Source organism: Sphingomonas sp. 2R-10 (genome assembly GCF_030062225.1).
GTDB lineage: Bacteria > Pseudomonadota > Alphaproteobacteria > Sphingomonadales > Sphingomonadaceae > Sphingomonas.
Map to the genome: position 1 here is coordinate 59,635 of NZ_JASCXF010000020.1, position 21,673 is coordinate 81,307.

Here is a 21,673-nt window from a genome sequence, read left to right on the forward strand (position 1 = left end):
AACTCCAAGATATATCTTAAACCGGTGTGTGCAAGAGGTGGTTTCGGCTTTTTCACCGGCGACCTATATTGGCGGCATGGCCGACCTCTTCGCCGACTTTGCCCCGCCCCCGCAGGACACGCCGACCGGTGGGCCGCTGGCCGACCGGCTGCGCCCGGCCGCGCTGCCCGAGGTGGTGGGGCAGGATCACCTGACCGGGCCGGACGGCGCGATCGGGCGGATGGTGGCGGCGGGCAAGCTGTCGTCGATGATCCTGTGGGGCCCGCCGGGCACCGGCAAGACGACGATCGCCCGACTGCTCGCCGACGCGGTCGGCCTGCGCTATGCCCAGATTTCGGCGGTCTTTTCGGGCGTCGCGGACCTGAAAAAGGTGTTCGCCGAAGCGCGCGACCATGGCCGGATCGGCAAACGCACGCTGTTGTTCGTGGACGAGATCCACCGCTTCAACCGCGCGCAGCAGGACGGCTTCCTGCCCTATGTCGAGGACGGCACCGTCACGCTGGTCGGGGCGACGACCGAGAATCCGTCGTTCGAACTGAACGCGGCGTTGCTCAGCCGGGCGCAGGTGCTGATCCTCCACCGGCTCGACGCGGTCGCGCTGAACGAATTGCTGGCGCGCGCCGAAGCGGTCGAGGACCGCCCCCTGCCCCTGACCGATGCGGCGCGGGCGGCGTTGGTGGCGAGTGCCGATGGCGACGGGCGGTTCCTGCTGAACCAGGCGGAGACGCTGTTCTCGATCCAGCTGCCCGAACCGCTCGACCCCGCCGGGCTATCGGCGCTGCTGCAACGGCGGGTCGCGGTGTACGACAAGGACCGCGAGGGGCATTACAACCTGATCTCGGCGCTGCACAAGTCGCTGCGCGGATCGGACCCGCAGGCGGCGCTATACTACATGGCGCGGATGCTGACCGCGGGCGAGGAACCGCTGTACGTCCTGCGCCGGCTGACCCGCTTTGCGAGCGAGGACATCGGCCTCGCCGACCCGCAGGCGCTGGTGCAATGCCTTGCCGCCAGGGACGCGTACGAGTTCCTCGGCAGTCCGGAAGGCGAACTGGCGATCGTGCAGGCGTGCCTGTACCTCGCCACCGCGCCCAAATCGAACGCGGCGTACAAGGCGCAGAAGGCGGCGTTCAAGACCGCGCGCGAGACGGGATCGCTGATGCCGCCGCCCTCGATCCTGAACGCGCCGACCCGGCTGATGAAGGACATCGGCTATGGCAAGGGCTATGCGTACGACCATGATGCGGCCGACGGTTTTTCGGGGGCGGATTACTGGCCGGAGGAGATGACCGCGCAACGCTTCTACGAACCGACCGGGCGCGGGTTCGAACAACGGATCGCGGAACGGATGGCGTGGTGGGACGAACGGCGCCAGACGTCGTGAACGGCTGGCGCGATATCGTCGCGATCGGGCTGGCGCTGCCCGGCGTAGAGGAAGGCAGCAGCTATGGCCGGCCGGCGCTGCGGTTTCGCGGCAGGACGCTGGCGGGAACGACCGCGCCCGATCCCGGCAGCTTCGTGCTGCACGTGACGACGGCAGAGAAGGACGTGCTGCTCGCCACCGATCCCGCGACCTTCTGGCAGACCGATCATTATCGCGACGGGTCGGCGGTGCTGGTGCGCTACGGCACCGACGCGGGCGACCGGATCGCGCTGTTGCTGGAGCGGGCGTGGTGGGACCGGGCGACGCTGGCCCAGCGTCGCGCACGGGGCGAACGGCCCTGACGCGGCGCTTCACCCGGTTCGCCGCGATCGACTGGTCGGGACAGGCGGTCGCGCGGCCGAAAGGGCTGGCCGTCGCCGAACTGGTGGACGGCGCGCCGACGCTGGTGGAGCGCGAGGGCGGCTGGTCGCGCGGCGCGATCCTCGAGCGGCTGGCGGCGCTGGCCGACGAAGGCGCCGACATGCTGATCGGACTGGACCTGTCGCCGGCGCTGCCGTTCGTCGATCGCGGCAGCTACTTCCCCGGCTGGGACGCATCGCCGGGGGATGCGCGGACGTTGTGGGCGATGGTCGATGCGATGGCGACGGACGATCCGCATCTGGCGGCGACGTCGGTAGTCGCGCATGACGAATTGTCGCGCCATTTCCGGCGGCATCGCGCGTGCGGCGACCTGTTCGGCGCGGGGCGCGGGCGGTTGCGGGTGTGCGAGGAACGCCAGCTGGCGGCTGGGCTGTCGCCAACCAGTTGCTTCAACCTCGTCGGCGCGGCGCAGGTGGGCAAATCGAGCCTGACGGGCATGCGGGTGCTGCACCGGCTGGGCGGCAGGCTGCCGATCTGGCCGTTCGATCCGGTGCCGGAGCGTGGGCCGGTGCTGGTCGAAATCTATACCACCATCGCGGCACGGGCGGCGGGCGTGCGCCGCGGTCTGAGCAAGCTGCGCGATGCGGCGTCGCTGGATGCCGCGCTGGCGGTGCTGGGCAGTCCGCCGCATGTGGCGATCAAGCGCTATGACGATCACGCGACCGATGCGTTGGTGAGTGCCGCGTGGCTGCGCGGCGCGGCGGCGGATGCGGGGTTGTGGCAACCGGAGGGGCTGACGTCGGAGGTCGCGCGGACCGAAGGGTGGACGTTCGGGGTGCAGTAAATCCACCGCCCCTTCGTCATTGCCGTGAAGGCGGGAGTTCATTGCCGCCGGCGGAAATAGGTAAGTCACATTCGTCGCGTCTATGGATCCCCGCCTGCGCGGGCACGACGGTTGCCATCGGGATTCCCCTGCGCCGCCGCCCGTTGTCTTACGCGAAACCGCTTGGTAGATGGCACGCGGCGTGCCCCGTTACGTTAATGGTAAACGGCTTCCTTTGTAACGAAGAGACGCGGGTTCGATTCCTGCACGGGGCACCACTCCCGGTCAAAGCTGGGCACTCCAGCTTTGACGGGAATGCCGGTCGCGACACCGGCTTCCAGCGCGGCGGTTGGGCCGGTGATCTCGATCAGGCTATCGGACACTCGCACCTCAGCGACGAACATCTTGAGGTACGCCGCGCGCAACGTCGGGTCGCTCTCGCGCAGCCTAGCAGAAAGCAACTCTCCGAACTTGGCGACCGTATGCTCGTCGATCTGCCGCGCGCCTCGGACAAGTTGCGCCTCGATGATGTCGATCCGCGCGGAGACGCTGGCAAGCTTCGCCTTGTTCTCGGCCATGCGACCGGCAAACACCGGGTCGCGCGGGCTCATGATCTCGTCTTTCACAAGGATGAGCAGCTTGTTCATCGCCGTCTCGGTTCGCGTCTTCTCGGCGCGGAAGTGGCGGAGCTCCGCCTGACGCGCGATGTGCCGCTCGGCGGACAGGTCAAGCACGCCGGCGAGCAGCTCGCGCAAGCGCTCCGGCGCCAGTACCCGCCGTTCGATCGCATCGACGACGATCCCGTCGAGCTCCTCGCGCCGGATTGGGCGGGTGGAACAGCTGCCGCCCCGGTTCAGCCGGTCGTTGCAGCGGTAATAGGCATAGCGACCACCCTTGCCGGTGGCGATGGTAAGGCCGCTCGTACATCCCGGCCCACCGCACCGGGCAAGGCCGGTCAGCAGCGTCGTACCTGCTGCCATGTGCGGCGCCATTGCCCGCGGGTTCCGGCTGGCTCTGGTCGAGGCGACACGATCGAATTGCTCGCGAGATACAATCGCCGGGCACGCGACCGGGATCGCGTTTTCGATGTCGGGCCGGACGCCGTCATCGTCGGCAGTGCGATCATGGTACGTGCCGGTGTAGGCCTGGTTGGCGAGGATGCCTGCGATATTACCATTGGTGAACCGGGCACCGCGCAGCGAATAGGCGCCATCGTTCAGCGCTCTGACGATCCAGCGGCCGCCGCGGCCACTGTCCGCCCATTCGAATATGCGTTTGACGATTTCGGCCTCGGCCGGGACGATCGCCAGCTTCTTGCGCTCCTTCTCGCCGTCCGTCCGGGCGACATAGGTCTCGTAGCCGAAAGGGATCGGTCCACCGTTGTAGAAGCCTTGCCTTGCATTCTCGCGACGGCTCTTGCGGGTGAGGACCGCGGCGTCGCGGGCCTGTTCCTCGTTTATGAACGCGGTGAACGCGCGGCCGAGGCGTCGACCGCGGCCAGTACCGAAATTCTCGGTGATCGAGACGATCTCGACACCTGCGTCTTCCAGCTTGCCGGTCACCTCGAAAAACAGCCGGGTGCTGCGGGCTATGCGGCTCAGCATATACATAACGACCGCATCGACCGGATGATCGTCGGCGGTGGCTTTGGCTACCATGCGGCGGAACTCGGGGCGGCGGTCGTGCTGGCCGCTGAACCCGACGTCCGCAAACTCCTCGACGATGATGATGTCGTTCTTGCGCGCATAATCGTTGATCGAGTGGCGCTGCGCCTCGATGCTCTGCGGCGTACCATCCTCCTTGTCGACGGACAGGCGTAGATAGGCATAGGCGCGGATGGGGTTGGACCGGGTCACCGATTTCCTCTGTGTCAGATCAGCTGGTGAAGCTCGTCCTGAAGGGCATCGAGCACGGCGCGGAGTTCGGCTGGTGTGATCGGCGGCGCGATCAGCCGATCGACGATCAGCCGCTCACAGCCTCCCGTCCGGTACTCGACGCGGCCGGCGGACTGAGGATGTTGATCGGAGGGCTGTGCGGCCATCCCGCCGGAATGACAGGATGGCCCCGGACGAGACGCAACTTAGCCCCGCTAAAACAACACCTTTTGCAGAAGTGGCCACTTAGCCGGCCAGCAGAGATCGTGATTAACGCGGCTGCTCGCCGCTCGTCTTGCTGGTTCCGGATCCGTCGGCGATCTCGTCGAGGACTTCGCCGACGGCGGCGGTGCCGCGCTGGAAGGCGAGCGCGACGAGTTCGTGCATGCGTGACAGGCTGCTGCCCCTGTCGAGCCAGGCCAGGAAGCGCTTCTGTGCCTTGGGCGTGCGGAAGACGTGCCGGTAGAGCATCTCCTCGCCATATCCGGACGGTCCGCCGACCGACTGGCCGATGATGACCTCGCGGCTGCCTGGAGCGATCCAGACGATCGTGGCGTCCGCTTCGCCGTAGGGCTCAGCCTCGATCCGGGCGCGCAAGTAGCGGTCGAACGCCTCATAACCGATCTGTTCTACCTGCCGTCCCCAAGCAGCCCATTCGTCGCGGCGAACTGCCAGCCAACGCGCGAACGCGTTCAGCGACCGTTCGTCCGGGCAAGCCCCAACCCAAAGCGGCGTGCACGGGTTCTGCGTCTCCATTTCTTGGGTGACGAAGAGCATGTGGTGACCGCGCAAGGCCGACATCTTGAAGAAGTAGGTCTCGGTTGCGGGATCGATAGTGTGCGGGATCATCTCTGTTGTCCTTTGCTGATGTGTTCTCCGGAGCGGCTTCGGGTTCCATTTCCCTTCCTCGGCTCCAGCAATTCCAGGCTTCCAAGCTCCCCTCCTCGTCCTCGAATTCGTCGAGCCGGCCGATCGGCCGGTCACATGGAGAGCATCCGCGACAGCCAGACGGCGACGTTCATGCAGCCGACCCGCATCTCGGCTTCCGACCGCCACGGCGCGGGGCCGGGTCGCAGCCGGCCACCACGCAGGGAGAAGCACTCGTCACGCACCCCGTGGAAGTAAGGGCTCGGCACCAGCCAGGTGCCGACGTCGCTGCGCTGCCAAAGCACCATCGGTGCCAGCCAGCGGGTCGCATCGCGGCCCCACTGGCCAAATGCCAGTTCGACCCGGAACGGCTCAGCCGGATCAACGCGGACGATCAGGGCATCGCTGCGGGCGATGCGCGTACCGGGCGCGACCGTCTTCATCTCGGCCTGCAACGGCCGGATGGTGGGTACGAGCAGCAACTCGGCCGCTTCGACGTACAAGTAATGCGAAAAGGGCAGGTCGAGGCTGATATCGCCGCCGCGCAGCGACCAACCCTCGAGCCCGGCGATGGCGAGCGTCGCGGTGAGCGCGCGCGCCTCCGCCGCCCGCCCGGCGGCAGGTCCGTCGTTCATCGTTGGATACCTTTTAGCTGTAGGTGTCGGCGACGCGCCACATCCGGACGCGGGGCACGGGCAGCGTGCCGGCGACTTCGTGGATTACGGCGAGGCCGGCGATGTCGGGGCGGGCGAGCAGCGCCTGCGCGATCGAGAGGCCAGCGAGATCGGGACTCGGGCGATCGAGTGCAGCGCGAATGGCGATACTGTCACCGCGGCAGCGCACCTCTAGGCGGACAAGGATCCCGAGAAGGTACGCTGCGGCGGCCTCGCTCGTCATCAGAAGCGTGTCGGAGACGCGGCCGGTGTCGATCAGCTTTCCGACATCGATCGGGTCGACACCAAGCGGCGCGGCAAGCTGCGCTGGATCAAGCGCGTGGGTCAGGCCGAGGCGACCGATCTCGTCCAGCGTGCGCAGCAGCGGGGCGCTCATGCACTTGTCTCCTCGACAGTCCCGGCGAGCAGCTTGAGGACGAGGTCGCGTCCGCGGTCGCCGGCGAGATCGCCGACGAGAGTGGAAAACATGCTGAAGCGCGTGATCCGACGCGGTCCGGGAATGACAAGGTGGAGGTGCGGTCGCGCGCTGCCGCCTGCAAGCGAGGGCACGTGCTGGACCAGCAACGCGGCGACGTCGTGGTCGTCGACCACGCGTTTCGCCAGCGTCCGCCCGATCTCCCAGGCCGCATGCAGTCGATCAGGCGACGAGGTCAGCGTGACATAGGCCGCCAGCGCCTTCGCATCGGCTGGCTTTTCGCGCTCGGCGGCCTCGATCAACATCCGCGGGTCGCGCAAGTGATCGCTGGCGAATGCTGGCAGCAGCACCTCGTGCCGATAGGCGGTGATCGTCCACGGCGCGGCATTCGCGCCGGCGGCGGGTGCCAGCTTCATGCGGACGAAGGTCGAGAGCGACGGCGAGAAGGAGCGATATTCGGGCCGCAGCACACCCCACAGGACACGCAAGCCGCCGGGGCCGCTCTCGCCGGGCGGATGACCGAGGAGCGGGAGCCATGAGTGCGGGTTGGCTGAATCAGGCTGGACGTCGGCGTTGATCGGGAACGGCTTGGCCACGCTCACGCCTCCAACGGCTGGAAGAAGCGAGCGAGGCTGCGTGCAGCGCGCGCGATGCCGTCGGCGCGCTCGATCAGATCGGCGTATGGCGGCACGATCTCGAGATTGAAGCCCTGCCACGTGACCGACACCGCCGGGCCGAAACCAGCAGGCACAAGCCATGTACCGTCCGCGTCCTGATAGAGCGAGAAGCGGCGCTCGACCCAGACGGCGCAGGGCAGCGACCCGAGCGCGAAGTCTACGGCGATGCAGGGTCGCCCATCCTCCAGGTCGCCGATCCGCAACAGGATGACGTCAAGGCGATGCTCGGTGGCGATCGCCTCCAGTTCGCCGCCGAACAGCGGCGCAGGCACGGTCGTCGCGGCGATGACAGCGTCGCGTTCCGGTACGTGGATGGCATTGGGTAGGCCGGGCAACGTAACCTGATCGTAGATGTCGCCGGCAGCGAGCGCCTCGAGAAGCAGGCCGACGATGATGCTCGTCGGGCTGAAGCTCGTCACGGTGTTGATGGACATGGGGATGAAGAACCTTCTTGCGTGGTCCCGACCGGTCGGTCCGGAACAAGCCCTTCGGAGTTTCACCTCCTCTTCAGGCTCGAAGATCCTCCTCCATTCCCCCTCGGCCGCCCCCGCGGCCTTCGTCTCAGCGCCTGAGCGCTGCCGTCGGTGCTGCCAAGCAGACCGAGAGATCTGCCCATGCAATTGCAACCGTGTCGATTGTCGGTGCCGGCATCACCAATTAGTCCAAGAGGCGGAAATCCTTCTCCGCGGCGAGCGCGATTGCGCGAAGCTTGCCCATCACCGACAGGCTATTATCCCTGATGTAAGGCAGGGGCGGCCACATAACGATGTCGAGGGCATTGCTGCGCTGGCGTGCACCGTCCGATATGCAGCTGTAATCCGGCGAGCCGATCAACGCGTGGCATAACGCGTCCGACATCGAGAATGCTTTTTCAGATGGGTCGAGGTCAGCGGTAGCATAGTCGCGACTATCGCCCGTACCGTGAACGGTCGCCCGCACGATTGAGGAGGAATAGCGATAAAGTATGATATGCCACCAGTCCGGGTCGCTTGCCGTTACTGCGGCCTGCAGCGCGTCGAACGCCTGCTCGCTCGCTGCATCCCGCGATTGGATAATCGGCGGATCGGTCGGAACGGCGATGTACGATAACCATGCCGGTATGCGCTTGATCAGGTCGTCTAAAGTCTGCGGCGGCGGCGTTGCCCGGAAGTGCCGCATTTCGCAGCAGCTGAAGCGTTCGGCATCGATTTCGACCCTCACACTGGAAGCGTCGAAATCAACTCTTACCTCCGTCGAATAGCCGTACACACCGATTGACTGGCTATGCAGCTGGTTTGGGGCGTCATATATTATCACGCCGTTAGCGAGAACACGCTCGACTTTCTCGAGCATGCACGTGGCCTGCGAGATCATGTCAGGTTCTAGCCGATTTTCGATCTCGACACTCGAAAACTCGCGCATACATTATCTCTCGTTGCTTGGGCTGTAGGTCACTTTAATTTGCCGTTACTCGATCGGATCATTTTGCCGTCTCGGCTGCACGCAGCCGGGCGATGGCGATCTGGCGGCCATCGCAACGCGAAAGCGGAACCTCGTTGCCTGCGGTCCAGATCAGCGTCTTCATTGTGCCGCAGAAGCAGTGAAGGCGCTGATCGACGTACCAAAGCGACGCCGGGCAGGATGCGCAGGCGGTTTCAGGCGCCGGGACGTTCCCGTCGCGAAGGATTGGCGGAACATAGGAGGAGCGGCGCTTCGTGGTCGGTGAAGATGCGGTTGGCTCGGTCATGATGCTGGATCCCGGAAGTGAGCCTTCGCTCTAGCCGCCGCGCCCGCCACCATTCCGCAACTTAGCCAGCAAGATTTGATCCCAGTCGGGCGTTCCAACTTCGACTTCCGCCGCTGCCGGGACTGAGTTTTCTTCCGCATCCACATGGCTCCCTCGCGCCATGGACCGCTTCTTGCCGCCGGAAAGCCAATCACGCCTATCCCATTGCCCGTTGTGGAAGAGCCGGGCGATCAGCGCGAGCTGAAGCATCCCGTGATCCTTCTTCGGATGTTCGTCGCTGGTCAGATCCTTGCCGGCATCGGTTTCGCCGCTGGTCTGCACCGCACCCGGATGCCGTTCGACCGCGTCGCTCCGGTTCGTCGGGTTTTCTATCACCATCGGCGCTATTGGCGCCGGGGAAGCAACAGCCATTCCGGCGCTGGGCAGCTGATCCGGTTGCAAGGCTTCATCGATGGATTGGTCGCCAGCAGCTCCCGCAGCCTTGAGCGGCACCATTTTCGACTTGGCCGTGGGGAGTGCCGCCACGCGCTCCTGCACCACCCGTTGGATGGTGCTCAGCCGGGCATCGTACGATCCGATGTCGAATGACAGCAGCCTGCGGAGCCGGTCGGCGATAACGCGGCGGACGGCGTCTGACCGCAGTTCCAATGGGTCGGCACTGACTGTCGCAGTCGGGTCAGGCGCGTTTACCCGTATGGAAGCGCGCTGAAGCGTGCCGCGTAATGAAGTTCGGATGCTTACGAGGCGATCGGACAGGGAGAAGCTTGCGTTAAGGCTGGCAAGTCCAGCGCCAAGCTGATCGAGGCGGTTCATCCGCGCTCGCTGTGCATACAAACGCCGGCTGACCCACACGGCCCTTTTGCCCAACTTCGGCTGCGGCGTGTCGACGATCCCGCGCGCCTTGTTGCTAAGCGCCGTATAGCGACGGTCGCTGCCGGCGAGCATCAGCTGCCAGTTCATCGTATCGACCGTTAGTCGCCGCCGCGCCCGAATACCGTCCGGTGTGTTGATGTCACCGACCTTGGAGACGGCGAAGCTCCAGTCATAGGGCGCGTGGCGCTCCGCCGGGCGCAGCGAGTACATCAGGTGGCAATGGAAGTTGCGCTGGTCGCCCGACGGGTCCGGCTGGTGCATGCCGACGACGAAAGCGAGCCCGCGCCGCTTGAGATCGTCGCAGAGGTCGGTCACCACGGCGCGGCGGTCAGCCTCGGTGAGCGTCGCATCAAGGGCGATGACCTCGACCAAGTAAACGTTGGCATTGGCGCGGTCGTGCCTTTCCACCGCCTCGACCGTGCGCCAGAAGGCGAGCAGTTCGGCCCGGTCCTCGGCAATGTTCGACCACCATCCGACCTCGCCGCCTTCGAGCGCGTCTTCCCGGACCGCATACAAGGCCGCACGGCCTGCCTCACCGGCGCGCCAACGCCGCCCCGCCATCGAGCGGAAGCCGCGTGCGACCAGTGAGAAGTGGATCGACCTCAGACCGTCGGCACGCTGCTGGTCACGCCCACGCGGCGTGCCCGTGCTGAAGATCGCCTGGCGCGTGAACAGCCGCCGCGGCGTGGTACCAATTCTGCGCGGACGGTCGTGCTCGGCAACCTGCACCCGGATGCGGCGCTTACCGGCACGCTCCCGGTCACGATCCTCCTTTGCGGTACGCGCCCTCTGCCGGCGACCTGCCGCAGCCGCATCGCGGTCCTGCTCGCGCCATTGACGGGTCGCCCGGTTACGAGCGCTGCGCGCATCGGTCAGTGCGCGCTGGACCGCATCCGACCCTCCCTTCACCTTGGCGTAGCCGATCTTCAATGACCTTCTCCGGGGCAGGAGAGGGAGGGGGTGGCGAAGCGGTTTGCCGGGTTCCTCTGGCGCCCGAAAAACACTTTATCGCGCACCACCCCCTCTCTCTCCTGCACCTTTTGCCGTCTCGTGGTGGTGAAAGACGCAACTCAGGCCACCGTTTTCGAGATCGAGGGGCCGTCATTTTTGCTGGGCTAAGTTGCTGCATGCTCCCGCCGGTTGGGGCAGCGACCAAGGTGTGAAAAACAGCGCCCCGCCCGCCCTGAACCTTGACGCGTGCCGTCGCGATGTCGCCGACATGACCGCAAAGGTCGATGCGGCGACCCGCATCTGCGAAGCATCGATCAGCGATCTGCGCCGTCAGCATCACGCGCTGACGAAGCGCCGCGGACGCGGACGATCCGCCGACGCGAGCAACTATGCGCTGGGTGCCGGGCTTGCTCTCGTCGGCATGGAGGGCGTCGACGACACGGCGCTGGTCGGATTGATGGCGCATCCTGACCAGATGCTGGCGTGGCTTGCCCAGGTGCGCCGCGCCGGTGCCGGGCCGATGTTCGGTGATCTCGTGAAGGCGGTGTTCACCGATCAGGCATGCTACGCTTGGTGTCGCCAATGGGGAAGGATCCTCCAGTGGCGTCGCCGCAAGGCGCTGTACGATGCCGCGGTCAACAGCTTCACGTTGTCGGGTAAGGCCGGGCCGAAAGCGCGCTGGCGCCGCGAGGAGATCAGCGACGATCAGGCGGCGCTGATCGCGACGCTCGCCCACATCCTCGGTGAGGCGCTGCCCGACCTGGCGAATCGCGGCGAAGCCTTCGAGTGGATCTATGCGCGCGGCGGTAATCCGACCTACTGGCAAGAGCCTGCATCGCCGCCTGCGCTGGGCTTGGCGAATGACTGACGATCAGGATCTGGAAGTCGCGATCGGGTGCTTCGAGCGGAACCGCGCCGCCTTCGAAAAGGCGCTGGGCGAGTGCGAGGAAATCCTGGCGAAGGGCGGATTGGGCCTGGATCGCCACGCGCGTTTGAAGAAAATGCACGCGGCGTTGATAATCGAAAGAGCAGCGTTGCAGGATCGAATCAGTCGGGCGCTGGAGGAGTTATGACGAGCGCACGCATAAGTCGACCGGAGCAGCGGCGCCAACTCACCGCCATGAAGCGCCAGACGCCGCCGGAGAACGCACAACGCTCGTCCTACCTGACCTTGCATTCCGCCGATCCGCGAGCGATCCTTCAGGAGCTAGAGCTTAGCGGGTACCAGCTGACAAGATTGGTGACCGAACTGCACCACCTCACCTACAACGGCGGCATCGAGGAAGCCGAGTACGGCGCCCGCCTGTTCGATCCCGGCCTCACTGACATTCGCCTGCTCCCGCCAGGGCTGCTTGATGCCAAAGAGGAACTGCTGCCGCCGACCCTCATTCCGCGAACGCGGGAAGATCTCAAACGCTTTCTCAGGCGATTGATGATCCTCAACGGCGAGGAGGTAAACTATGACGTGCTCGTCAAGGGCTGGACGGACAGGCAGGGTGAGCGTCACGCGCTCGATCACCACGTCAGCGATCTATGGCGCATCCGCGATGCGAACATCGACGTATATGACGGGCTGGTGGCTGGCCGCTTCGCTACCGTCATCCGCCATCTCAAGACGGTCGATACTTCCGCCTATCGCACTAAGTTGCGAGGCGTCCTTATTCGACAGGCGCTGATCTGGTGCAGCCACGACGTCCAACTCGTCGTCGCTCGCATCGCGAAGCCGGTCGATCTCAGCAAGCTCGGCGTGCTCCGTGACGCCTCTGCGGAACGATCACCGCAGCGCGCTGCGAACAGCCAGACCGAGCGATACGATGCCATTGCAGAAACGCTCGATGCGTTCTTCGGCTGTCAGGATTGGCGCCGTGATGATGTCGAGCTTGCGGCACCAGCGGCGGAAACCCTGCTTGCCAAGCCGAAGCATGTCTGGTTTGGCCGAATTCTTCGGCGCCTTCGCTCAAGTGTGAAATCACCGGCGGGACCCGACCTGAAGCAGGTGACGGTGTTGATGCGTGCTGTCGCCGCGCAAATGCGCCATCCCGATCTGGCCGGAACAGAGTACCCTAAATATTTGGTGAAGTATAAAGGTCCGAAGACCTTCCCCGCCAAATGGCACCATCTCACCTCGCCCGTTTCCGTCATAGCCACCGCTGTTCGGCGCCTCATCCAGGCTGAGCATGAAATCCCGGCTATCGTCGATGATCTGATCGCCAACCGACAAAGCAAGCGCCCCACGCAGCTCAGGGGCAGCCTTTCAAGCTACGATAACATAACGCTTCCGCGGGGTGCAACTGAGCGGCTGGATGAGTTAGCCGCCTTCTACCATGACACGTTCATATCAGCACAGGCAACGAGCGAAGCGGTAGCAAATTGGAAGCACAGGAAAGAGACAGCAGATTTTCTCCGTGAAATGGGCGCACGCCGCCCCGGCGATCATCACGGGAACACTCGTCGTCGTTCCTTTTATCTGCTCGATATCATTCCTGAGCATCGATTTGCTGCCGGCAATTGATCATTGGACGTAGCCGGTCCGTTTTTTATTAAAGCTGGTGGATAGCGGAACGGCCGGTTTGGGCCGTCAGGTTTGCGTTCCCAGTCGTTCGTTCGCCAACCGTCAGACGGTAGCTACGCGTCTTGACTTTCGTCTTTTAAATTGATCGGCGGCGATCCCGAAAGCTGCCGTTTGCCCGACCTGCTGGCTAACGTCAGCTACTGGTCAAAAGCGCCCATTCCCACCCGGTAGACGGCCATATCGAAAAGGGCTGCCAGATCGCTGCCGCCTCGTTGCAAGCGGCAGCCATGAATAGCTGTCTACCGAGGATTTTATGGCAGCACCGTTACTGAATCCATTGCACGAAGTCTAGCGACTGCGAACTTTCGCCGAAGAGAACGATCCGCATTGGTTTAAATCTTCGGTTCTTTGATGAGTTGACTCGGCCGGGTCGGAAGCGTCAAATTTCACCGTGTCTGAAAGAACTCAAAACTTGGCGCTGCGACTGATGCGGCAGGGCGTGGAGCCGGCGGACGCTGTGCGTGCGGGCGTTGTCCTAAGCGACTTACCTTCGCTAGCCGGAGCAAAGATCGCAGCTGGGCCAGTTGGCGGTGGTACGCCTAATTGGGCGGAATTCTTGGGGCTCACGGAAGGGCAGAAGGCTGACCTGTTCCAGCATTCAAGCTATGGGCTGGTCTTCGTCAGGGCGGCGGAACGCTGGTTCGCTGTTGCTTTTGGGCTTGGCCATGCGAAGCTTGACGCCGCAGCCATCGAGCAGGACTTCGGCCTCCGCGTGGTTCTTAATGCCGTCGATCATCGCAAGCTGAAGAGTGCAGATGTCCGCACACCGGACGCGAACACGCTGAATCGTCGATCGCAGGCGAGTCGTGGCGCCGAGCGAACGGTGTTCGAAATCGACCCCGAACGGGACATCGTAAGAGGCTTGCTCGGCGAGCCGAAGGACAAGGCATTTGCGACACGTATCAGCGGGAGCGACAGCTTGTCGATTCGCCGCAAGGCGACGGTGGGCGACTTGCCAGCGATCTGCGCGAGGGCATTCGAGCTATACAACGAGGACGCGTATAAAGCCGAGTTCGGCTGGATCGACCACATCAGGCATGTTCGTGATCGAGATACGCTCGCCAAGCTCGAAGCAAGCCTTGTCGATACGATGACGGGAGCGCTCATAAAAAACGCATCCGAGATTGATGAGGTCAGCCTGGCCTTTCCTGCTATGTACGATCCAGACAAAGTTGGATCGGTCACCTTTCGTGGCTACGGCTCGCGTCTGGTTTATCCTGATCTAGAGGTGGCGCATTACCTTCAGGGCCTGAAGGACAAGGGCAAGGCCGCCTACACGGCGGATATGCTCGACAGCCATTTTGTGCAGGAAGCTGACGAGGACGGGACCTCCGCCGGTTCATCCTGGAAGATGCGGGATTGCTTGGTCTACGAGACGAAGCTGGAAGGCTCAACTTACACCTTGTCCGGAGGGCGCTGGTACAAGATCGACAACGCCCTCGCGAAGGAGGTCGAGGCGTACTTCGATGATGTCGCCAAGGTCGACTTGCCGGCGGCTGCCGCCGGAGATAACGAGAAAACCTATAACGCCGCGCTGGGAGCAGCAGGCGGTGACTTGCTATCGCTGGACGTCCAACTCGTGAAGCCGAGTGATGCTTCCTCGCCGATTGAGGTGTGCGACTTCCTTTCTAAGGGTGGCGCGCTTATTCATATCAAGGACAAATCTGAGTCTTCGAAGCTCAGTCACTTGTTCAACCAAGGCTTGGTGTCCAGTGTCGTGCTGAAGCGCGACGGCAAATTTCGCGACGCGGTTCGAGCAAAGATAGCGGCTCAGCCAGGCGGGGCTGTCTTCGAAGACATTATTCCGGCGGCCGACCAGCCGTTCGATACTTCTAAATTCACGGTAGTTTTCGGCGTGCTGGTCAACGCCGCATCAGGCAAGGACCTGAAGCTGCCATTCTTCAGCCTGATCTCGTTTCGTCATGCCGCGAGGCGGATTGCCAACGAACTCGGCTACGGCGTGGCTTTCTCTTGGATCAAGAAGCCAGGTGTGGGTGCCGGCAAGAAGAAGGCGAAGGCAGTTTCGCCAGACGCACCAGTTTGATGCGCGCTATCGAGGCATTTTATGTCCTAGCCTTCTCTAACGAAGAAGCGGCTCGCCAACCAAAGCGAAACGCGGCTGCATACCGGAATTATTGATGCCGTGGCCCACTCTGGGGCGGAATTCATCGGAAACTTCGGATCGCCGATGTGATCGATATCGATCGTCTAGCGCAGCGGCGGCTCGGCCGCGGAGCTGCCAGTCGGATACCGACCAGATCGCGACGTTCGCCGGTTGAGCGATTAACGACAGCTTGTGCAAAGAGCTGCCGTTTCACCTCCGATTATCGTAGCGAATATTGAGATTGGAATGGCGATGGCGCCGTACGTGACCGCGACCGCGTGATGCTGCCATGCCCAAACTGAAACGCCGCACCGTTGACATTACGAGTGGTAAGCATATCTTACCACTCGTAAGAGACGGAGAGTCGCGATGGACGCTAACATTATCAAGGCCAAGCTAATCGAAGTGCTGCAGACCGTGCAGACGTTGAGCGGCGAAGACTGCCCCACGATCGACGGGGGGACGAAGCCCGCCGAAGCCTTGCCGAAGTTCACCAGCAAGGTCTGGCCGGTCGCTGCCGGCATGCTCAGCATCGCGCTGGGCAAGTCCATCCCGTGCGAAGCGAACATCTTTGTCGATGACGACACGAAAGTGCCGCTCGCGATCAACCAGACCGTCGCGCTCGTTCTCAAGATCCTTGAAGCGCAGGACGCCAAGGAAGCCGAAGAGGCCGTGGCGGGATGACCGACGCACCCTCGGATAAGACTGCGACACTTCCGACGCGCCTTCGTGCCGCGCGTGAGGCTGCCGGCCTCTCGCAAGGTCAGGTCGCCAAGCTGATGAACATGCACCGCCCTACAATTTCTGAAATGGAAGCCGGCAATCGCCGGATCACCGCCGACGAACTCGCGAAGCTCGCAGACCTCTACGACACCAAATTGTCGTGGCTGCTGGGCGACGCGCCCGAACGTGCCGCGACCGACGATCCCAAGCTGCAGCTCGCTGCTCGCGAGCTTAGCAAACTCAAGCCCGATGACCTCGACCTCCTCCTGAAGCTCATCGCCGCCATGAAGTCCGACGATGACGAGAAAGGAGCCTAACCGTGAAAGCGCTTGCCAAGACGATGATGCACAACCGCCGCGCCTTGGCAGACAAGGCCATGAAGGCAGCGATTACGGCGCGGCTGAAAGCCGGCAAGGATCTGGTCAGCCCGGTCTGCATCTATTCGATTGCAGAAGCGCACGGGGTTCGCGTGACCTTCAACGACATCAACATGGAAGGGATGTACCAGCGCGGCTCGCCGCCGCGCATCCATCTCTCCAGCAAGCGCCCGTTGCCGCGCCGCGCCTATAATTGCGCGCACGAACTGGGCCACCATCTGCTCGGGCATGGATCGTCAATCGACGAGCTGCGCGAGAACCAGCTGGTCCGCCCGTGGGATGTGCCCGAGGAATACAGCGCCGACACCTTCGCCGCCTATGCCCTCGTGCCGACCTTGGGGCTGCGCAATGCCTTCGCCGTTCGCGGCCTGAAACCGGAAACCGCGACCCCGATCGATATCTATCGCATCGCCTGCCTGTTCGGCGTGGGGTACTCGACGCTCGTCACGCACCTGCTGTGGGGCGAGGCGATGATCAGCCGCGCTCGGGCGGACGCGCTGCGCAAGTTCACGCCCCGCACGCTACGCGCCCACATCCTCGGTTCGCTCACCCCGAACCCGCTCATCGTCGCCGACGAGGCATGGGGCGGCCATGCGATCGACGCTGAGGTCGGGCACCTCCTGCTGCTTCCGACCGGCACGGTCGCGCACGGCGACGCCGTGGTGCCGGTCGCTGATCTGGAGAGCGGACGCCTGTTCGAGGCGAAGCGCCCGGGCCTGGTCCGTATCGATCGCCCGGGAACCGACTGGGCCGCCTTCGGGCGTATTGCGCGTACGGCCTATGTCGGGCGTGCCGAATTCCGCCATTTGGAGGATGATGCAGATGAGTAAGGCATCCCGACCGGAGAATCCGGAACCGTTGATGATCGCGGCGAAGAGCGTGTCCGAGGCCTATGCCCGGACCTTGCTCCACGTTCTTGAGCATCAGGGAAATGAGATTGCCCCGCTTGTTCTTACCATGGATGGGTTCGGCGACGGGTATGAAATCCCGGAAAATACCCAGGTTCGCGCCGCACTGGATGCCCTTTTGAACAAGAAAAAGAAACGGGACGTCGAGGACGTCGCCTACACGATCTTCCCGCAGCGGCTCTGGACCATGGCGCAAAGCGACCGCGCCAAGCTGTTCGAATTCTACAAAATGGCGTTCCCCTTCTATCGCGCCCAGAATCCCAAAGCTAATGGCAAGGGCCTCTATTTCGAGCGGCTGATGATGTACGGCCGCGGCCCTTGCGACGGAAACCAGTTGGAGTGGATTTTGAGTCAGTATGATAGCCGCCCTGGCGTGCGCCGGTCGATGTGGCAGGCAACGACTTTCGACCCCGCCCGCGACCATAGCGCGACCGCCCAGCTTGGTTTTCCCTGCCTTCAGCATGTGAGCTTTGTGCCCACGAAGGCTGGTCTGGTCGCCAATGCCTTCTACGCCACCCAGCAGCTGTTCGATAAAGCTTATGGCAACTATCTCGGGCTCGCCCAGCTCGCCGCTTTCATGGCGCATGAAATGGGCATTCCGCTCGCGCGTCTCAACGTGACGATCGGGGTGGCCAAGCTGGAGCGAATCACCAAAACGGACAGCGCGATGAAGCCGCTGATCGAGGCAGCCCGCGCCTGCGTGGCGCCGGCCCCGCCGGCACCGCGGCCGTCTGCGTCCCTCCAGCTCGCCGTGCAGCCGGCCTGACGCGCTGTGACCAAGACTGGTACCCCGTGCGGTCGCAAGCGCGGCCGCCCTGCCAAGATTCCCGCAGCGACGTCGCGGACCCTTGAGTTCGACTATTCCGCCGCGGCGGCGCCGGCGGCGCCGATGATCATTTCGAGCCATCTGGCGCCAGCCAAGACGACAGCCGTTTACGACAGCTACTGGCGCTTCGCGGCTGAGCGGCAGCGGATATTCTATCGCCGCGCCCTCGGCAGCCCATGGCCTTGGACCGATAATCCGGTGATGGCCGTCTTCAAATTCACCAACGCCTACCGGGCGTCCGATCGCGTGAGCCAGTATCTGATCCGCCATGTGATCTACCGGGAGGACCTTCCTACTTCGATCGACGAAGTGGTGTTCCGCATCCTGCTGTTCAAATTGTTCAACAAGATCGAGACTTGGGAGAAGCTCGAAGGCGCGCTCGGATCGGTCACTTTCGCAGATTATCGCTTCGAGCATTACGACGCCGTCCTGACGCGGGCAATGGTCGAAGGGCACCGTATCTACTCGGCCGCTTATATCATGCCGCCGGGCAGCTCGGCGTTCGGCCACAAGGCCAAGCACCAGAATCACCTCAAGCTTCTTGAGATGATGATGGCGCAGTCCCTCCCGCAGAAGCTTGCATCGGCGCACACGATGCAACGCGGCTTCGAGTTGCTGCGCGCCTATCCGACGATCGGCGATTTTCTCGCCTATCAGTTCGTCACCGACGTCAATTACAGCGAGGTGACGAACTTTTCCGAAATGGATTTCGTGATCCCGGGACCGGGCGCCCGCGACGGCCTGCGCAAATGTTTCGCCGACACGGGCGGCCTGAGCGATGCTGAACTGATCCGCTTGATGGCCGACCGGCAGGAGCAGGAATGTGCGCGGCTGGGCCTGGAATTTCCCTCGCTCTGGGGGCGGCCACTACAGCTCATCGATTGCCAGAACCTGTTTTGCGAAGTCGATAAATATGCCCGCGTGGCGCATCCTGAAGCGGCAGGTCTCACTGGCCGCACGCGAATCAAACAGAAGTTCGCCGCACAGGCCCAGCCCATCGAATTCTGGTATCCGCCTAAATGGGGTATCAATGATCGTATTGCCGCCGGTGCGGTGCCGAACGAAGCGTTTGAGCCAACTCGGCCGGGCGCTGCAAATACGCAAGATGAAAGCGTCTAGGTCGGGAGCATTGCGGTGGATCTAAAAGCCTATCAAGCGCAGGCGCTGCTTACCGACAAGGTGCCGAGAACCAGTGAAGACGAAGCCGCGACGGCGTTGATCGTGCCGATGCTGGGCCTGGCCGGCGAGACTGGACAGCTGCTGAGCGAATACAAGAAGCATTTGCGGGACGGCGCGGCGCACCGTCTCTTCAAGGACCGGGTCGGCGAAGAGCTTGGCGACCTCTTATGGTACATCGCCAATGTCGCGAGCAAGTTCGGCCTCGACCTCGATCAGATCGCCGAGAAGAATCTCGACAAGGTTCGCGCGCGTTTTGCGCCCTCCAGTGCGCAGGCGCCCCAGCGCGATTCCGAATTTCCCGACCTCGAGCGCTTGCCGCGCCAGATGATCGTGCGCCTGGCCGAAGAGCACGAGACGGGGCCGAGGCCGAAAGTGCGGATGACGATCAATGGCGAGGGGATCGGGTCGCTGCTGGGCGACAATGCCTATGATCCCGACGGCTACCGATTTCATGATGTTTTCCACCTGGCCTATGCGGCGGTTCTGGGCTGGTCGCCGAACCTGCGGGCGTTCCTCAAGCGTAAGCGCAAGAGCCGCCCGCTGCTCGACGAGGTGGAGGACGGCGGCCGGGCTCGGATCATCGAAGAAGGCGTGTCCGCCTTGGCCTTCGACTATGCGCGCGTGCATAGCTTCCTCGATGGCGTCAGCGAGATCGACTACGGGCTGCTGCGCACGATCCAGAGCATGACGTCGCATCTGGAGGTCGGCGGCGCCACCGCAGCCGATTGGGAGCGCGCGATCTTGGAAGGCTTTGCGGTCTGGCGGCAGGTCCTCGCCAACAACGGCGGTGAGATTTCGGTCGATCTCGACGCCCGCACGATCAGCTATCTCGGCACGATCTGAGTTCCCAGAGCGATCACGCTCGCCAAGGCCATGTCACCTTCATGGCTGGTGCTGACCAGCCAAGACACGATGCCAAGCGCCTCGGCGCGTGCCTGTGCCTTGCCATGCAAGGCGATTGTCGGAGCGCCGGAAGGCAGCGTTATGACCTCGATGCCGAGGAAACCGACCCCGCCCGAGAAGCCCGTGCCGAGCGCTTTCATGACGGCCTCCTTGACGGCAAGTCGCCCGGACAGACGCGCGACGCGATCGGCGCCGGTCCCGGCAGATTCCTGTTCGTGTAGCGTGAAGCATCTGGTCAGGAGCTGATCGGTCGGATCAGCGAGCAAACGCGCGGTGTGGGCGATGTCGACCAAATCGATGCCGTGCGCGATGATCATATTGTCAGCTCGTTCATATTTCTGACAAATCTCTCAGACGGCTTGTCAGACTGGTGTAGCGAATTTTGACGAACGGAAGGAGCATGATGGTGGCGACGGGGTTCTGGAGCGGAGAAACGCTATCTACACGTTTGCCAGCGCTCATCGCGCCATTCGACAAAGACCGAATAGATTGTTCAGCATATACCTTGAGCATGGGTCGCGAGGTTTATGTTTCTCCAAGCGATCAATCTGAAGATCCAGAAAGCGTTACGATCCGCAAGCTGGCTGATGGTGATGCGTTCACGATTCCGCCGGGCCAGTTTGCATTTCTACTGACCGAAGAAATCGTAGAAGTGCCCGATGATGCGCTGGGCTTCATATCGATCAAAGCGAAAATCAAGTGGCGCGGCCTCATCAATGTTTCGGGGTTTCATGTGGATCCTGGCTTCAAGGGGCGTCTGATCTTCTCTGTCTACAATGCGGGGCCGGTGCCGGTCCACCTTCGGCAGGGGCAGCCGATGTTCCTACTTTGGCTGTCGAGCCTTGATCGCCCGACAAAATTGGGCCGAAAGAATGCGGCACAACTCTCATTCCCGGCAGAATTGATACCTAGCATTTCCGGCGAACTGCAATCAATTGCCGGGATCAACAAGAAAATTAAGGATGTTGATAAAGACCTCACCAGCCGCATCCACGCGGTCGAACGCGAACAAACATATTATAGGGTCATCGCGCTAATTCTGATGCTATTCGTCGGTGCCATGGTGACAAATTGGGTGCGCGAAGGTGGCTTGCAGCAACTTCTGGCCGCCTCGTCAACCGAGCCGGATCAAGCGGATAATGCAAGCGTCGAACCGCGCGTCAATTCGAGTGGCGCAATCCCTTCAAAAGCGGCGGACTCGGTTTCAAACTCAAATGAAGCCGGCGGTGGGGTTAAATAATGCAATTGCTGCGGCCCACCGCACCAGAGGACCTCGCAACCTATCTTCCGCGTTTTCTTTCGTTGATCGGACGAGAGCGTTGGTTCAAGCGTAAGCGGGGCGTGAAGGCCGCAGATTATGCTGCTTGCGCGTTCGGCTGATCTGCCGGGGGCATCCAGTTCCACGGCATCAACTCGTCCCAGCGACTGGCGGGCCAGTCGTCGGCGACCCTGGCGAT

Annotated in this window: 24 protein-coding genes, 1 tRNA gene and 1 pseudogene; 15 read left to right on the forward strand and 11 right to left on the reverse strand. The window is 63.1% G+C overall.

Annotated elements, in window-relative coordinates:
- Positions 1 to 76 precede the first annotated feature (76 nt).
- The 4 genes from QLH51_RS10965 to QLH51_RS10980 all read left to right on the forward strand — a co-directional run bounded on the left by QLH51_RS10965 (position 77) and on the right by QLH51_RS10980 (position 2,845).
- The gene (locus QLH51_RS10965) at positions 77 to 1,384 is read left to right on the forward strand and encodes a replication-associated recombination protein A (protein WP_125658670.1); all 1,308 of its coding nucleotides are present in this window, start codon (positions 77 to 79) and stop codon (positions 1,382 to 1,384) included.
- On the forward strand, positions 1,381 to 1,725 hold the full coding sequence (locus tag QLH51_RS10970) for a hypothetical protein (RefSeq protein WP_164516162.1): 345 nt from the start codon (positions 1,381 to 1,383) through the stop codon (positions 1,723 to 1,725). The genes QLH51_RS10965 and QLH51_RS10970 overlap by 4 nt, the downstream gene beginning before the upstream one ends.
- On the forward strand, positions 1,674 to 2,588 hold the full coding sequence (locus QLH51_RS10975; protein WP_206429072.1) for a hypothetical protein: 915 nt from the start codon (positions 1,674 to 1,676) through the stop codon (positions 2,586 to 2,588). Before QLH51_RS10970 ends, QLH51_RS10975 begins: the two co-directional genes overlap by 52 nt.
- Positions 2,589 to 2,771: 183 nt before the next feature.
- Positions 2,772 to 2,845, forward strand: a tRNA-Thr gene (locus tag QLH51_RS10980).
- Between the two features lie 564 nt (positions 2,846 to 3,409).
- On the opposite strand, the pseudogene QLH51_RS19950 reads toward QLH51_RS10980, so the two are convergent.
- The 10 genes and pseudogenes from QLH51_RS19950 to QLH51_RS11030 all read right to left on the reverse strand — a co-directional run.
- Positions 3,410 to 4,423: pseudogene (locus QLH51_RS19950) on the reverse strand (recombinase family protein); the annotation flags it as partial.
- Between the two features lie 14 nt (positions 4,424 to 4,437).
- Positions 4,438 to 4,608, reverse strand: a complete 171-nt coding sequence (locus QLH51_RS10990) for a hypothetical protein (protein ID WP_164516161.1) — start codon at positions 4,606 to 4,608, stop codon at positions 4,438 to 4,440.
- Positions 4,609 to 4,711: 103 nt separating this feature from the next.
- A complete protein-coding gene (locus tag QLH51_RS10995; protein WP_125658664.1) occupies positions 4,712 to 5,290 on the reverse strand; it encodes a hypothetical protein in 579 nt (192 codons plus the stop codon).
- A gap of 131 nt (positions 5,291 to 5,421) precedes the next feature.
- Positions 5,422 to 5,943, reverse strand: coding sequence for a hypothetical protein (locus QLH51_RS11000; protein ID WP_125658661.1), 522 nt, complete (start codon positions 5,941 to 5,943; stop codon positions 5,422 to 5,424).
- Positions 5,944 to 5,956: 13 nt separating this feature from the next.
- Positions 5,957 to 6,358: a hypothetical protein gene (locus tag QLH51_RS11005; RefSeq protein ID WP_125658658.1), complete on the reverse strand. Its 402-nt coding sequence runs from the start codon at positions 6,356 to 6,358 to the stop codon at positions 5,957 to 5,959.
- Entirely contained in the window at positions 6,355 to 6,993 is a 639-nt protein-coding gene (locus QLH51_RS11010; RefSeq protein ID WP_125658655.1) for a hypothetical protein, read from the reverse strand. The genes QLH51_RS11005 and QLH51_RS11010 overlap by 4 nt, the downstream gene beginning before the upstream one ends.
- 2 nt (positions 6,994 to 6,995) lie before the next feature.
- Complete coding sequence (locus tag QLH51_RS11015; RefSeq protein WP_125658652.1) at positions 6,996 to 7,508, reverse strand: hypothetical protein; 513 nt, start codon at positions 7,506 to 7,508, stop codon at positions 6,996 to 6,998.
- Between the two features lie 223 nt (positions 7,509 to 7,731).
- Positions 7,732 to 8,475 carry a hypothetical protein gene (locus QLH51_RS11020; RefSeq protein ID WP_164516160.1) on the reverse strand — a complete coding sequence of 248 codons (744 nt, stop codon included), beginning with the start codon at positions 8,473 to 8,475 and terminating at the stop codon, positions 7,732 to 7,734.
- 58 nt (positions 8,476 to 8,533) lie between these two features.
- On the reverse strand, positions 8,534 to 8,800 hold the full coding sequence (locus QLH51_RS11025) for a hypothetical protein (RefSeq protein ID WP_125658646.1): 267 nt from the start codon (positions 8,798 to 8,800) through the stop codon (positions 8,534 to 8,536).
- A 30-nt stretch (positions 8,801 to 8,830) separates the two neighbouring features.
- Positions 8,831 to 10,603: a MobA/MobL family protein gene (locus QLH51_RS11030; RefSeq protein ID WP_125658643.1), complete on the reverse strand. Its 1,773-nt coding sequence runs from the start codon at positions 10,601 to 10,603 to the stop codon at positions 8,831 to 8,833.
- Between the two features lie 289 nt (positions 10,604 to 10,892).
- On the opposite strand from QLH51_RS11030, the gene QLH51_RS11035 reads away from it, so the two are divergent.
- The 10 genes from QLH51_RS11035 (at position 10,893) to QLH51_RS11080 (ending at position 20,156) form a co-directional block, all read left to right on the forward strand.
- Positions 10,893 to 11,492, forward strand: coding sequence for a hypothetical protein (locus QLH51_RS11035; protein WP_283514547.1), 600 nt, complete (start codon positions 10,893 to 10,895; stop codon positions 11,490 to 11,492).
- Positions 11,485 to 11,697, forward strand: a complete 213-nt coding sequence (locus QLH51_RS11040; protein WP_125658637.1) for a hypothetical protein — start codon at positions 11,485 to 11,487, stop codon at positions 11,695 to 11,697. The genes QLH51_RS11035 and QLH51_RS11040 overlap by 8 nt, the downstream gene beginning before the upstream one ends.
- Before the next feature lie 47 nt (positions 11,698 to 11,744).
- Positions 11,745 to 13,136: a hypothetical protein gene (locus QLH51_RS11045; RefSeq protein WP_164516159.1), complete on the forward strand. Its 1,392-nt coding sequence runs from the start codon at positions 11,745 to 11,747 to the stop codon at positions 13,134 to 13,136.
- Positions 13,137 to 13,608: 472 nt separating this feature from the next.
- On the forward strand, positions 13,609 to 15,240 hold the full coding sequence (locus QLH51_RS11050; protein ID WP_125658631.1) for a DUF6119 family protein: 1,632 nt from the start codon (positions 13,609 to 13,611) through the stop codon (positions 15,238 to 15,240).
- Between the two features lie 429 nt (positions 15,241 to 15,669).
- The gene (locus QLH51_RS11055; RefSeq protein ID WP_125658629.1) at positions 15,670 to 15,984 is read left to right on the forward strand and encodes a hypothetical protein; all 315 of its coding nucleotides are present in this window, start codon (positions 15,670 to 15,672) and stop codon (positions 15,982 to 15,984) included.
- On the forward strand, positions 15,981 to 16,340 hold the full coding sequence (locus QLH51_RS11060) for a helix-turn-helix domain-containing protein (RefSeq protein ID WP_125658626.1): 360 nt from the start codon (positions 15,981 to 15,983) through the stop codon (positions 16,338 to 16,340). Before QLH51_RS11055 ends, QLH51_RS11060 begins: the two co-directional genes overlap by 4 nt.
- 2 nt (positions 16,341 to 16,342) lie before the next feature.
- Positions 16,343 to 17,230: an ImmA/IrrE family metallo-endopeptidase gene (locus QLH51_RS11065; protein WP_125658623.1), complete on the forward strand. Its 888-nt coding sequence runs from the start codon at positions 16,343 to 16,345 to the stop codon at positions 17,228 to 17,230.
- Positions 17,223 to 18,074 carry a thymidylate synthase gene (locus tag QLH51_RS11070; protein WP_125658620.1) on the forward strand — a complete coding sequence of 284 codons (852 nt, stop codon included), beginning with the start codon at positions 17,223 to 17,225 and terminating at the stop codon, positions 18,072 to 18,074. The genes QLH51_RS11065 and QLH51_RS11070 overlap by 8 nt, the downstream gene beginning before the upstream one ends.
- A 6-nt stretch (positions 18,075 to 18,080) precedes the next feature.
- Positions 18,081 to 19,253, forward strand: a complete 1,173-nt coding sequence (locus QLH51_RS11075; RefSeq protein WP_125658617.1) for a nucleotide kinase domain-containing protein — start codon at positions 18,081 to 18,083, stop codon at positions 19,251 to 19,253.
- Positions 19,254 to 19,268: 15 nt separating this feature from the next.
- Positions 19,269 to 20,156 carry a nucleoside triphosphate pyrophosphohydrolase family protein gene (locus QLH51_RS11080; protein WP_125658614.1) on the forward strand — a complete coding sequence of 296 codons (888 nt, stop codon included), beginning with the start codon at positions 19,269 to 19,271 and terminating at the stop codon, positions 20,154 to 20,156.
- On the opposite strand, the gene acpS is transcribed toward QLH51_RS11080, so the two are convergent.
- Positions 20,138 to 20,533, reverse strand: coding sequence for a holo-ACP synthase (gene acpS, locus QLH51_RS11085; RefSeq protein WP_125658611.1), 396 nt, complete (start codon positions 20,531 to 20,533; stop codon positions 20,138 to 20,140). The two genes, QLH51_RS11080 and acpS, sit on opposite strands and share 19 nt — an antisense overlap.
- An 83-nt stretch (positions 20,534 to 20,616) precedes the next feature.
- On the opposite strand from acpS, the gene QLH51_RS11090 reads away from it, so the two are divergent.
- Positions 20,617 to 21,456, forward strand: a complete 840-nt coding sequence (locus QLH51_RS11090; RefSeq protein WP_206429071.1) for a dCTP deaminase domain-containing protein — start codon at positions 20,617 to 20,619, stop codon at positions 21,454 to 21,456.
- The last annotated feature ends 217 nt before the right edge of the window (positions 21,457 to 21,673 follow it).